Origin of the sequence: Rhodococcus sp. IEGM 1241, assembly GCF_033142365.1 — a bacterium.
GTDB lineage: Bacteria > Actinomycetota > Actinomycetes > Mycobacteriales > Mycobacteriaceae > Rhodococcus_F > Rhodococcus_F erythropolis.
This window is the reverse complement of sequence record NZ_JAWLSE010000001.1, coordinates 1,061,687-1,073,836: the sequence shown is the minus strand read 5'-3', so window position 1 is coordinate 1,073,836 and position 12,150 is coordinate 1,061,687. Positions and strand designations below refer to the sequence as shown.

The 12,150-nt window shown below is 62.5% G+C and carries 11 protein-coding genes; 1 reads left to right on the top strand and 10 read right to left on the bottom strand.

Annotation, left to right across the window (positions count from 1 at the left end; genetic code table 11):
* The first annotated feature begins 38 nt into the window (after positions 1 to 38).
* Positions 39 to 1,997, top strand: a complete 1,959-nt coding sequence (locus tag R4P70_RS05140) for a M13 family metallopeptidase (protein WP_019745215.1) — start codon at positions 39 to 41, stop codon at positions 1,995 to 1,997.
* 68 nt (positions 1,998 to 2,065) lie between these two features.
* Here R4P70_RS05140 and R4P70_RS05135 read toward each other — a convergent pair whose 3' ends face one another.
* The 10 genes from R4P70_RS05135 to R4P70_RS05090 form a co-directional block, all read right to left on the bottom strand.
* On the bottom strand, positions 2,066 to 2,392 hold the full coding sequence (locus R4P70_RS05135; RefSeq protein ID WP_003940244.1) for a YnfA family protein: 327 nt from the start codon (positions 2,390 to 2,392) through the stop codon (positions 2,066 to 2,068).
* A 16-nt stretch (positions 2,393 to 2,408) separates the two neighbouring features.
* Positions 2,409 to 3,494: an ABC transporter ATP-binding protein gene (locus tag R4P70_RS05130; RefSeq protein ID WP_019745216.1), complete on the bottom strand. Its 1,086-nt coding sequence runs from the start codon at positions 3,492 to 3,494 to the stop codon at positions 2,409 to 2,411.
* Between the two features lie 15 nt (positions 3,495 to 3,509).
* Positions 3,510 to 4,841 (bottom strand): ABC transporter substrate-binding protein, encoded by a 1,332-nt coding sequence (locus tag R4P70_RS05125; RefSeq protein WP_019745217.1) that lies wholly within the window; start codon positions 4,839 to 4,841, stop codon positions 3,510 to 3,512.
* A gap of 38 nt (positions 4,842 to 4,879) precedes the next feature.
* The gene (locus tag R4P70_RS05120) at positions 4,880 to 5,782 is read right to left on the bottom strand and encodes a carbohydrate ABC transporter permease (protein ID WP_317830480.1); all 903 of its coding nucleotides are present in this window, start codon (positions 5,780 to 5,782) and stop codon (positions 4,880 to 4,882) included.
* On the bottom strand, positions 5,779 to 6,753 hold the full coding sequence (locus tag R4P70_RS05115) for a carbohydrate ABC transporter permease (RefSeq protein WP_019745218.1): 975 nt from the start codon (positions 6,751 to 6,753) through the stop codon (positions 5,779 to 5,781). Before R4P70_RS05115 ends, R4P70_RS05120 begins: the two co-directional genes overlap by 4 nt.
* 74 nt (positions 6,754 to 6,827) lie before the next feature.
* A complete protein-coding gene (locus R4P70_RS05110) occupies positions 6,828 to 7,751 on the bottom strand; it encodes an Ig-like domain-containing protein (protein WP_019745219.1) in 924 nt (307 codons plus the stop codon).
* Positions 7,752 to 7,967: 216 nt separating this feature from the next.
* On the bottom strand, positions 7,968 to 9,650 hold the full coding sequence (locus R4P70_RS05105; protein WP_042952881.1) for an FAD-dependent oxidoreductase: 1,683 nt from the start codon (positions 9,648 to 9,650) through the stop codon (positions 7,968 to 7,970).
* 81 nt (positions 9,651 to 9,731) lie between these two features.
* The gene (locus R4P70_RS05100) at positions 9,732 to 10,613 is read right to left on the bottom strand and encodes a hypothetical protein (protein WP_092764358.1); all 882 of its coding nucleotides are present in this window, start codon (positions 10,611 to 10,613) and stop codon (positions 9,732 to 9,734) included.
* Between the two features lie 10 nt (positions 10,614 to 10,623).
* Positions 10,624 to 10,842: a dodecin gene (locus R4P70_RS05095; RefSeq protein ID WP_003939815.1), complete on the bottom strand. Its 219-nt coding sequence runs from the start codon at positions 10,840 to 10,842 to the stop codon at positions 10,624 to 10,626.
* Between the two features lie 15 nt (positions 10,843 to 10,857).
* Positions 10,858 to 12,069 carry a serine hydrolase domain-containing protein gene (locus R4P70_RS05090; protein ID WP_047889667.1) on the bottom strand — a complete coding sequence of 404 codons (1,212 nt, stop codon included), beginning with the start codon at positions 12,067 to 12,069 and terminating at the stop codon, positions 10,858 to 10,860.
* Positions 12,070 to 12,150: the final 81 nt, after the last annotated feature.

Here is a 12,150-nt window from a genome sequence, read left to right as displayed (position 1 = left end):
CACCGAGCAGTTCGTCATGATCGTGTAAGGATGGAGAAATGACCACGGCTCATCGCTCAGGCATCGACCTCACCCACCTCGACGGCGACACACGGGCGCAGGACGATCTGTTCGTCCACGTCAACGGAAAATGGCTCGCCGAATACGAGATTCCGGCAGACCGCGCAGTCGACGGGGCCTTCCGGACGCTCTACGACAAGGCCGAAGAAGACGTACAGACCATCATCACCGAAGCCGCGGAGTCCAACTCTGCCGCCGGTACCGATGCACAGCGCATCGGCGACCTGTACTCGAGCTTCATGGACGCCGACGCCGTGGAGGCCGCGGGCCTCAGCCCCATCGACGACGAACTGGACGCCGTCGCCGATGCGCCGGACCGGTCGTCGTTGGCCACCGTGATCGGACGCCACCAGCGCGTCGGCGTCGGCGGTGCCATCTCGCATTACGTCGACACCGATGCCAAGAATTCCGAGCGGTACCTGATCCACTTCAGCCAGTCGGGAATCAGCCTGCCCGACGAGTCGTACTACCGCGAGGACAACTACGCGGAGATCCGCGAGAAGTACGTCGCGCACATCGACAAGATGTTCACCCTCGCCGGCGTCGGCTACGACGCACAGCGTGTGTTCGAACTCGAGAAGAAGATCGCGGCCGGGCATTGGGACGTCGTCAAGCGTCGTGACGCAGATCTGAGTTACAACCTCGTGGGCTTCGAGGAACTGACCGAGCAGAACCCCGGTTTGGACTGGGCGGCATGGTTGTCCGGTCTCGGCGCCGATTCGGAGAAGTTCGCCGAGATCGTGGTCCGTCAGCCCGATTTCCTGCACACCTTCACCGCACTCTGGGCGTCGGAGTCACTCGACGACTGGAAGGCATGGGCAGCGTGGAAGGTGCTGCACGCTCGCTCCCCCTACCTGCATTCGGCGCTGGTCGACGAGACCTTCGCTTTCTACGGAACCACGCTCTCGGGTACCGAAGAGAACCGTGAGCGCTGGAAGCGCGGAGTCAGCCTGGTGCAAGATCTGCTCGGCGAGGCCGTCGGCAAGCTCTACGTCGACCGTCACTTCCCCGCTGAGGCGAAGACCCGCATGCTGGAACTGGTCGCCAACCTGCAGGAGGCGTACCGCCGCAACATCTCCGACCTCGAGTGGATGAGCCCGCAGACTCGTGAGGCCGCGTTGGCCAAGCTCGAGAAGTTCACCCCGAAGATCGGTTACCCCGACAAGTGGCGTGACTACGCCGGTCTCGATATCTCGGCTACCGACCTGGTGGGCAACTACCGTCGTGGATACGCCGCCGAGTACGACCGTGACCTGGCCAAGCTGGGTGGCCCCGTGGACCGTGACGAGTGGTTCATGACGCCGCAGACCGTCAACGCCTACTACAACCCGGGCATGAACGAAATCGTGTTCCCCGCAGCCATTCTCCAGCCGCCGTTCTTCGACGCCGCAGCCGACGATGCCGCCAACTACGGGGGTATCGGCGCCGTCATCGGCCACGAGATCGGGCACGGCTTCGACGATCAGGGCGCCAAGTACGACGGCGACGGCAACATGGTCGACTGGTGGACCGACGAGGATCGTAGCGAATTCGGCAAGCGCACAAAGGCTCTCATCGAGCAGTACAACGAGTTCGAGCCCAAGGAACTGCCGGGCCACCACGTCAACGGTGAATTCACGATCGGCGAGAACATCGGCGATCTCGGCGGGCTGTCGATCGCGATCGCGGCGTACAAGATCGCGACCGAAGGTACCGAACCTCCGGTCATCGACGGACTCACCGGTCTGCAGCGCGTGTTCTTCGGGTGGGCGCAGGTATGGCGCACGAAGGCCCGTGAGGCCGAAGCGCTTCGCCGTCTGGCCGTCGACCCCCACTCGCCGCCGGAGTTCCGGTGCAACGGCGTCGTCCGCAACCTCGACACGTTCCACGAGGAGTTCGACGTCAAGCCCGGTGACGCACTGTATTTGGAGCCGGAGAAGCGTGTGAAGATCTGGTAGCAAGGGCAAGCCCCTGTGCGCGCTCGAGGACCCCCTGGACTCCCTGAGCGCGCACGGGGCCGAAGGCCCTACCGGGCGTACATGATCACCCCGACGCCGACCAGACAGATCAGCGCACCGGCGATGTCGAAACGATCCGGGCGGAATCCGTCCATCACCACCGCCCACAGCAGTGAACCCGCTACGAAAATCCCGCCGTACGCGGCGAGGATGCGCCCGAAGTTCGCATCGGGTTGCATGGTCGCGACCAGACCGTAGAGACCGAGCGAGATGACGCCGAGCCCTACCCAGATCCAGCCCTTGTGCTCGCGAATTCCCTGCCACACCAACCACGCGCCCCCGATCTCGAGCAGCGCGGCGAGTACGAACAGCAAGAGCGAACGTGCGACGGTCATGCCGCACACAGTATCGCTACAGACGTACCCCGGTCTCCGCGGAAAAGAAGTACACCTCGCCGGCCTTGGGCAGCAGATGAAGCGACTCCCCCGGTGCCACCGACATCTTCCGATCGACGCGAATGACAATTCGGCCGGATCGACTCTGCCACTGCGAATCCGGGGCACCCTTTGCATAGACGAACGATTCGGCGCCCAGCTCTTCAAGCAGGTCGGCATCCACGGCCAGCGAGCCCTTTCGCCACGCTCCCACCAGATCCCACGACTCGGGGCGCACTCCCACTACGACCCGCTCCCGCTCGGACGCCCCGGTGGGCAGCGGAATCCGCAGGTCACCGAGCACTGCGACAGTACCCTCGACCGGCGCTTCGATCAGGTTCATGCCGGGCGATCCGATGAAGGCGGCCACAAAGGTGTTGACGGGGTTGTCGTAAAGTTCCCGCGGCTTCGCCACCTGCTGCAAACGACCGTCCAGCATCACCGCCACCCGGTCCCCCATCGTCATCGCCTCGACCTGATCGTGGGTGACGTAGACCGTCGTGGTGCCGAGTCGACGCTGTAAGGCAGCGATCTGCGACCGCGTGCTGACGCGTAGTTTGGCGTCCAGATTGCTGAGCGGCTCATCCATGCAGAACACCTTGGGATGGCGAACGATGGCCCTACCCATGGCAACTCGCTGACGTTGCCCACCGGACAGCTTGGCCGGTTTACGTCCGAGCAGCGGTTCGAGTTCAAGCATCCGTGCTGCCTCGAGTACCCGCTCGCGCCGTTCGGACTTTCCCACTCCCGCGTTCTGGAGCGCAAAACCCATGTTCTGCTCGACGGTCATGTTCGGGTACAGCGCGTAACTCTGAAACACCATGGCGACGTCACGTGCTCGCGGCGCGAGATGCGTGACGTCCGTGCCGCCGATCTCGATCCGGCCGTCCGACGCGGATTCGAGACCGGCGAGCATTCGCAGGCTGGTGGACTTACCGCAACCGGAAGGCCCTACGAGTACCAGGAACTCACCGTCGGCGATGTCGAGGTCGAGACGGTCGACTGCCGGTCGATCGGTTCCTTCGTAGCGGTGCGTGACTCCCGCGAATTGCACGTTGGCCATGAGTGTTCTCTCCTACTACTTCGGCAGCTTTGGGGTGATCTGCCGGTCGATGATCTGCTGCAACTGGGTGGCAACGCCGGCGAATGTCGATGCGACGTCGGCTTTCTGGAGAGCGATCTGCTCGAGTCCGGTGCCGATGATCTGATCGCCACCCGGGACGAACACGCGTGCGTAGTCCTGCGAGCGCGTACGCGAAAGCTGATCCACAGCGGTACGGGAGTTCGGATTCGCGTCGAGGAATGCCTTCATGCTCGGCTCCGACGTTGCCGACTTGCGGACCGGCATGTAGCCGACGTTCTGCGAGAAGTACGCCGTGTTCTCACCATTGGTGATGAAGTCGATGAACTTGAGCGCGTTCTTCTTACGCTGATCGGAGATCTTGGACGGGATGGCGAGCCCGGCGCCGCCGGTGGGGCAACCGGGAGTTCCGTCCACTGCCGGGAGGAACGCGGTGCCGAAGTCGAAGTTCGCAGTCTTCTTGATGCCGGACAGGTCACCCGTCGACGCGATGGTCGACGCCAGGATGCCCGTACCGAATTCGTTTGCGATGTCAGTGGAGACCGCGGCGTACTTCTTGTCGTGAATCATGCTGGAGAGGAACTGCCCTGCGGCAATGGTCTTCTCGTTGTCGAGCTGCAAATTCCACTGGTCGGAGTACGATCCGCCGAAGGTCCAGATGGGGCCTTCGTAGGTCCAGCCGAGGTAATCCTTCGCGTTGCCCCACCCGTGTGCCAACTTGCCGTTGCCCACGACCTTCTGCAGCTCAGGCCCCCACTCGTCGAACTCCTGCCACGTTGCAGGCCCACGGTCGGGAAGTCCGGCCTGCGACCAGACCGCCTTGTTGTAATAGAACAACGGCGTCGACCGCGCATAGGGAAGTGCGTAGTGCTTGCCCTGGAACAGGTAGTCGGCGAGCAACGAGTCGACGTAGTCGGCCGAGTCGACGCCCACCTCGGAGAAGAGTCCGTCGAGCGGCTCGATTGCCCCGGCAAGTGCGTAGTTGAACCACCAGACATCCGACAGCACAACCACATCGGGAACATCTCCGCCGGAGAGAGCAGCGTTGAACTTCTGCGCCACCTCTTCGTAGTTCTTGCCGCCGTCCACCAAGTTGACCTTCAAGTCCGGGTACTTGGTCTGGAAGCGGTTGATCAATTCCTTCTCCACGTCGGTGGACTTACCCGGGTGGTTCGACCAGAAGGTGATGGTGTTGGACTCACCCGACGCACCGGATGTTCCCGCAGCATCAGCGCTGGAACCACCGGATCCCGCGCACGCGGTCAGTGCTGCGCCGGCGGCGATTGCACCGCCGAGGCTCAGAAATCCGCGCCTGTTCATGTTTGCCATTACTGCTCCTCGAGAAAGAAATGTGACGGGAAAAGCTGTCAGCCCTTGACCGCACCGGAGGTGAGGCCTTTGATCATGTGTCGTTGCAGCAGAAGGAAAATCACCAGGATCGGTAGCATCGTCAGTACCGTTCCTGCCATGACGGGCCCCCAGTTGGTGAGTCCGTCGTTGTTCTGCAGTTGGGTCAATCCGATCGGCAGCGGCGCCACCGAGGAATCGTCGGACATGAGGAACGGCCACAGGTACTCGTTCCATTCGTTGACCACCGTGATGATGCCGAACGCCACCATCGTGGGCCCGGAAACGGGGAGCACCACGCGCCAGAGAAGCCGCCAGTGGCCGGCGCCGTCCATCCGCGCTGCCTCGATGATCTCCGAAGGTATCGAGAGAAAATGGTTGCGCATGAGGAACGTACCGAAGGCTACACCCGCAAGCGGAACTATGATGCCCTGGAACGTGTTACGCCAGCCCCACTCTGCCACGAGCGCGTAGTTCGAGATCACGGTGATCTGGTTCGGAACCATCAATGCGGCGATGATTCCGAGAAAGACGAAGTTCTTCCCCGGGAAGCGCAGGAACACCAGCCCATAGGCGCTGAGAGTCCCCAGAACGAACTTCGCCGCGGACAGTATCGCCGTGATCACTATCGAGTTCCGCAGAAACATCCAGAACGGAACCGATGTCGTTGCTTCGGAATAGTTTTCGGGATGCAGCGACAACGGCCACCACGTCGCCGGCTGCGTGTAGATCTCCGGACGCTCCTTGAACGAGGTCATCACGATCCAGTAGAGCGGCAGGACGATGATGATCAAGGCGATCACCATTGCCGCGTAGCCGAGGATCTTCACACCGACCTCACGCCGGTCCACGTTCTCGCGTTCCGGCCCGGGCCGGACGACGGAAGTCGGAGCAGCGCTTTTCTTTTCCTCTACCGCTGTCATTTCTCTTCTCCCCGATCCATGGCACGAACCTGGTAGACGGTGATGATCAGCAGGATCAAGAACATGATGGTGGCAACCGTCGCGCCGTAGCCCGCCCGGAAGTTTCGGAATGTCTCGTTGTACACCTGGTAGACCATCGTCGTCGTCCCTGTACCCAGCGGGCCACCACGGGTCATGACGTTGATGATGTCGAAGACCTGGAGCGAGTTGAGCATGACGGTGATGGAGAGGAAGAACGTCGTCGGGCGCAACTGAGGTAGGAGCACCCGGCGGAACTTGGTCCACGGCTTGGCGCCGTCGATTTCGGCTGCTTCATTCAATTCTTGCCGAACTCCTTGCAACGCAGCGAGGTAGATGACAAACGTGTAGCCGAGGTTCTTCCACATGTATGTCACCGTCACCATGAACAGCGCCCAGTGGGGGTCCTGATAGAAGTCGGGCGATTGGAGTCCGACGCGGTGCAGGAGATCCTGGATCAGACCGAAGTTGGGGTCGAAGACGAACTGAAACGCGACACCGATCGCTGCACCGGAGATCACGAACGGCGCGAAGATCGCCGACCGGACCAGGTTTCGCCCGACGAGCTTGCGATCGAGCAGCATGGCCAACGCCAGACCGATGACCATCGAACCCACCACTGTGACCAATGTGAATACCACTGTGTTGGTGACGATCTGCCAGGTGTCGCTTCGTCCGAACCACTCGCGGTAGTTGCTCAGCCCGATGAACGTCGCCTTCGGGTCCGCAATGTTCCAGTCGAAGAACGAAAGTCGGATGTTGTCCACCAGCGGGCGATAGGTGAACAAGATCAGCAACGCGAGATTGGGACCTACCAAGAGCGCAAAGAGCGCGTAATCACGCCATGGTCTGCCCCACAGACCTGGCTTGCCTGATGTGGGCAGCGTTCTTTCCGGACTCGATCTCACTGAGGCAGTCTGACCGCTCGCAACGAATGAATGGTGAACGTACAAGACACTCGAGCTGAACGCGACACGAAAAAGGCCCTGCGCGAATACTTCTCGCGCAGGGCCTTCCTCGTCGATGTCTAGCGGTTCCAGTCACCCAATCCGTCGGCGCCGCTGAGGACTCCACCTGCGGTGTTCTGCACGATCACCGGGTCACCCTTGCCTGCGTTCTCGAAGAACCACTTGGCGTCCTCGGTGCTGACATTGAGGCAGCCGTGGCTGACGTTGGTGAAACCTTGTTGCGCTACCGACCACGGAGCGGCATGGACGAAGATGCCACTGTAGGAAATTCGTGTCGCGTACTCGACGTAGGTGCGGTAACCCTCGGGAGAATCGATCGGAACGCCGTACGTGGACGAATCCATGTACATGTCGCGCAGCTGCTCGCCGACGATGTACGTGCCGTTCGGTGTTTCGTGCCCCGGCTTGCCGAACGACGTCGGCATGGTGCGCACGACCTCACCGTTGCGGGTGACGGTGACCTGCTTGGTGTTGTCGTCCGCGACGGTGACGAGTGCGTCACCGATGTTGAACGTGGAGTGCGAATCACCGGCGTCGACGGTCACGGAGATGTTCGCCGGCCAGAACTGTGCCGGCTTCCAACGGACCTGGCTGTCGTTGATCCAGTAGAAGCTGCCATCGACCGGAGGATCGGTGGTCACGCGAATCGCGCGCTCGGCCGTGGCACGGTCGCCGACTGCCTCGTTGAAACGAATGATGATCGGCTGCGCGATGCCGACTGTCTCACCCGCCGACGGGTTGAGCGACGGCGCGGAGAAGTTGGGAGCGCCGATGGGAGCCTGAATCGGTGTACCCGGGATGCCCGGAACCGGAATCGCCGGATCGAGGTACGGAACGCCGGGAATGACGGGCAATGGAATGTCCGGTCCACCGGGGAAGAGAGGAACGGCCGCGGAAGGTCCGGCGAGAGCCAGGCCGGCAGCCACCGCTCCGACGATTGCCACGGCAACCCGTGACGTCCGACGACCCTGTTTGCTGCCCATGTCACTACCTTCGCTCGAATGACCACGTACTCACGTGGATTTTGCGCGGCCGGCATCGATACCCGCCTGGTACCGATGCCGATGCACCATCCGGACGCGCCCGCCGGGCGCACACCTACACGCCCGAGCACGCCAAAGAGAGCAAACCGCACATTTCCATAGTCATTAACACACAAATGCGGCAATCGAGCAATTCGGATGTTCGCCCAAACGTTGCTATCCCTCGCTGCGAGCAGCCGCCAACATCGATTCGATGGAGATGAGTTTGGTTCGCGGTCTACCGGCGGCGGCACCGGATGCTCGTTCTGCCTTGTCGATCCGCTGCCAACCTTGGTAGTCCACCTGATCCGGCGACCGATCTGCCAGCAGAACCTGCAACTTGTCAGCGTCTTCGGTCGGCGTGGCGAGGCGCCCACCAGCGAAGTCGTCGAAGATCATCGACACGGTCTCGGCGGAGCAGTACTTGTTGGTGCCGATCACGCCGGTCGGTCCGCGCTTGATCCAACCCGCGACGTAGACACCCGGGATCGGCGTGCCGGTGTCGGTGTCGATCACGCGACCGTTCTCGTTGGGGATCACGCCGCGAGCGTCGTCGAAGGGCAAGTCGGCCATCGGTGTACCGCGGTATCCGACCGACCGAAGCACCAGCGAGGTGTCGATCGTCTCCTCGGTTTCGGTAGGCCGGGCGGAGAGCTGACCGGTCGGCGTTGCCACCAACTCGTTTTTCACGATCCGCACCTGTGAGACTGCACCGTCACCGAGGATCTCGACGGGCGAGGTGAGGAACCGGAGAACGATCCGCTTGCGGGAAGGATCTGCGGTACGGGAAGCAAATTCCTGCGCCTGCTTGACCTTGAGCAGCACGGACGGCTCCGCGGCATCACTGTCCACGAACGCCTGACTGGCCTCGTCGAGTTCGGCTTCGATCGGGTCGACGACTACGTCCACGTTCGCCATCTGTCCGAGGGCCAACAGTTCGGGATTGGTGTACGCGGCCTGCGCCGGCCCGCGACGGCCGAGAATGACGACCTCACGAATCTTGCTGTTACGCAGCGCTTCCAATGCGTGCTCGGCGAGGTCCGTCTTCGCCAGCTGGTCAGGGTCGGTCACCAGGATGCGTGCGACGTCGAGTGCGACGTTGCCGTTTCCGACGATCACCGCTCGCTCGCCGGACAGATCGAAAGTCCGATCGGCATATCCCGGGTGGCCGTTGTACCAGGCGACGAACTCGGTGGCAGCGTGACTTCCCGGCAGTTCCTCGCCCGGGATCTCGAGCTTGCGATCCCCGGCAGCGCCGACCGCGTAGATCACTGCGTGGTGATGGTCCAAGAGTTCCGAATGCGAGATATGGGTACCCACCTCGACGTTGAAGTGGCAGCGCACGGTCTTTTTCGCGACCACGGCGCGGAACTGGTCGGTGACGCCTTTGGTTCCGGGATGATCCGGAGCCACGCCGGCGCGCACCAATCCGTAGGGAGTGGGAAGCCGATCGAACATGTCGACCTCGACGCGAGGCTTGCCGGTCAGTTCCATCGCCGCATAGCAGGCTGCGGGGCCGGAGCCGATGATCGCCACTTTCAGCGTTCCCAGTTCGGGATCGATCTTGGCCATCGTGATCGGCTCGGGCCAATCCGGGCCCATCGGATGCTTCTCGAAGTACGACGCGTTCATCTGCAGGTACGGCGCGTCGTCCTCGTCGAGTTCGTTGTCCGGGAAGATCGCCTCGACCGGGCACTCGTCCACACACGCACCACAATCGATGCAGGTGTCGGGATCGATGTAGAGCATTTCGGTGGTCGCGAACGGAGCTTCGTCCGGTGTCGGGTGAATGCAATTGACCGGACACACGTCAACACACGAGGCGTCGTTGCAGCACGGCTGCGTGATCACATACGCCATGACATTCCCCTATCCCTGAAACACGAAGCACGAACTGATTCCCAGACTATAACGTGTTCCAATTTGGCGCGAGAATCGTTTTCAGATCACCCCATTGCGCTTCAGCAGCCATACCGCCTGCACGGTGGCGTGACCTCGCCATTCCAACGCCGCGGCGGGCGAATAGCTGTCGAAATCCACCGCCCAACCGCCGTCGTCGTGTTGCCGTGCAGCGAGCGCGGACAGTTCGGAGTCGATCACCGCTGCATCGAACAACGCGCGGGTCGGACCGCCAGGAAGCGGTGAGAAATCGAGGGGCCGCATGAATTCGCCCTCGGCTCCCCCGTCCACGTGAACCAAGCCGTCAGCCGGGATACGCGAACCAAGAGTGCTCACCAACGACGACGCTTCGGGACTGTTCCGGTGAACCGCGTCGAGAAACTGCAAGGCAAAGGCGAGCTCGAGGGCATGCAGAGAATCGGCCCCGTCGATCGCGTCGAGGCAATATCGAACGGCAGAGGCGAACCACGGATGTTCGGCGACGGCCTCGTCGAATTCGGCAACGCGAGCCGCTGCAGCACACACGATGCTGGTGATCTGCAACGACGGCGCCGACGGGTCCGCGCTCACCCAGAAGGGCGCACACCCGGCTGGGTCGGCAATCGGGAAGGCGAAGGGCAAACCGCCGCCTGCCAGCGAATTGGTCTGCAACCAGTCGCACAGTTCGACCGCTCTGGGCGTCGGCGTTCCGATGTCGGCAAAGGCTTCGAAGGCATGCAGCGCTCCGCCAGGTTGGCTGGTTGCCGAGCGAAGATCCGGTTCGAGTCCCCAGCCGTACCCACCGTCCGGGTTGCGATAACCGTCCACGGCCGCACAAGCCGCGGCCCGGTCACCCTGTCCGAGAATCAAATTCAGCCGATGCCGATCGAGAGTCCTGGCATGTCCCGCCATGAACCCGACGGCTGCCGTGAGATCAACACTCATGAAGAACGGTTCAGGATTCGTCGCCGTCGAGCCGGAAGCCGACCTTCAACGTGACCTGGAAATGCGCTACGGCGCCGTTCTCGATGTGGCCGCGAGTTTCCACCACCTCGAACCATTCGAGGTTGCGCACCGTCTCGTTCGCCCGGGCGATGGCGGTGCGAATTGCCGCGTCACTGCTCTCGGTGGACGAGCCGACGATCTCGGTCACCCGGTACACGTTGCTGCTCATGGCATTCCCTTCGTGTCAGATTCGACGAACCAACTCCTGCGCCTCGGCGCCGAGCCTCGCAAGGCGAAGATCACCGAGAGCTGTCACAGCACTACCCAACCTGTTGGTGGTGAAACCGAGCGAGAGTCCGCTGGACAGGTCCGCATACGCGCCTGAACCGCCGACTCCGTAGTGGCCTATCGCATTCCGCGGCTGCCGCCGCGCGGCAATGATCGGCGGGTGGTAACCGAGAGTCCAGTTGGGCCGCACCGCCAGCACGTAATCCCGATCGCGAGTCTGGATGGTCGACATCTGGTCGATGGTCGATTCCTTCAGGAACCGCTTCCCGTCGATCACGCCGCCGTTAGCGATGGCGCCGTACATCTTCGCGAGAGCACGCGCGCTGAACACTCCGTTCCAGCCCGGCATGACGGCGTCATGGACAGCCGGGTTGCGCACCATGACGTCGAAACCGTCCGGCATCGCGGCCTCCGCGAGTCCGCGAGTCGGACCGACGTGTGAGAGCACGGTCGACGCGAAGGCCCAGTTCAAGCCGGCAGGGTTGATATGTGGGAACAGCTTCGCGATCCGTGGACGCTCGGTTTCGGGTACGCGGTACCAGAATTCGTCGACTCCGAGGGGCTTCGCTATCTCCGCTTGTACGACGTCGATGAACGGCTGACCGGACACCCTGGCCACAAGTTCGGCTACCAACCAGCCGTAGGTCACAGCGTGATAGCCGGGGCCTCGAAGCCGACGCGGATCCGGCTTCTCGGCAGCCAGGGCGGCAACGACCGCGTCGTAGTCCATCAGGTCGAGGGGATGCGGCATCAGGCCGCGAACGCGGTGAAGGCCCGCGCGATGTGACATCAGTTCCCGGACGGTGATCTTGTCCTTGCCGGCCCCTGAGAATTCGGGCCAGTACTGAGCAACCGGAGCGTCGTAGTCGATCAGCCCGCGTTCGGCGAGTCGATGAACGACGGTGCTGGCCACGCCCTTGCCGGTCGAGAAGGAAAGCGACACCGTGTCGTGGTCCCAGCGCCTGTCGCGGTCGGCATTGCCGGCCCAGATGTCGAGAACTTTCTCGCCGCCCAGGTACACGACCAGCGCGCCGCCGCCTTGTTGCGGTTGGCGATACATCGCGAAGAAGCGGTCGGCCAAGGGAAGGAATCGCCGGTCCACATACAGCTCGGTGCGCGAAGGCACCTCCACCCGGGCGAGCGAACCCCGTCGTGCATTGGGAGCCATCGCGTCCTCCGATCCCCGCTGATTCAAGTTGTCCGGTCACCGGATCGGTGGCAGGAGCTTGACACCATTGTGACCACTGTC

Bases quoted from the DNA above. Each gene is read 5' to 3' on its own strand.
- R4P70_RS05140 (WP_019745215.1), top strand. From the start codon at position 39: ATGACCACGGCTCATCGCTCAGGCATCGACCTCACCCACCTCGACGGC.
- R4P70_RS05135 (WP_003940244.1), bottom strand. From the start codon at position 2,392: ATGACCGTCGCACGTTCGCTCTTGCTGTTCGTACTCGCCGCGCTGCTC.
- R4P70_RS05130 (WP_019745216.1), bottom strand. From the start codon at position 3,494: ATGGCCAACGTGCAATTCGCGGGAGTCACGCACCGCTACGAAGGAACC.
- R4P70_RS05125 (WP_019745217.1), bottom strand. From the start codon at position 4,841: ATGGCAAACATGAACAGGCGCGGATTTCTGAGCCTCGGCGGTGCAATC.
- R4P70_RS05120 (WP_317830480.1), bottom strand. From the start codon at position 5,782: ATGACAGCGGTAGAGGAAAAGAAAAGCGCTGCTCCGACTTCCGTCGTC.
- R4P70_RS05110 (WP_019745219.1), bottom strand. From the start codon at position 7,751: ATGGGCAGCAAACAGGGTCGTCGGACGTCACGGGTTGCCGTGGCAATC.
- R4P70_RS05105 (WP_042952881.1), bottom strand. From the start codon at position 9,650: ATGGCGTATGTGATCACGCAGCCGTGCTGCAACGACGCCTCGTGTGTT.
- R4P70_RS05100 (WP_092764358.1), bottom strand. From the start codon at position 10,613: ATGAGTGTTGATCTCACGGCAGCCGTCGGGTTCATGGCGGGACATGCC.
- R4P70_RS05095 (WP_003939815.1), bottom strand. From the start codon at position 10,842: ATGAGCAGCAACGTGTACCGGGTGACCGAGATCGTCGGCTCGTCCACC.
- R4P70_RS05090 (WP_047889667.1), bottom strand. From the start codon at position 12,069: ATGGCTCCCAATGCACGACGGGGTTCGCTCGCCCGGGTGGAGGTGCCT.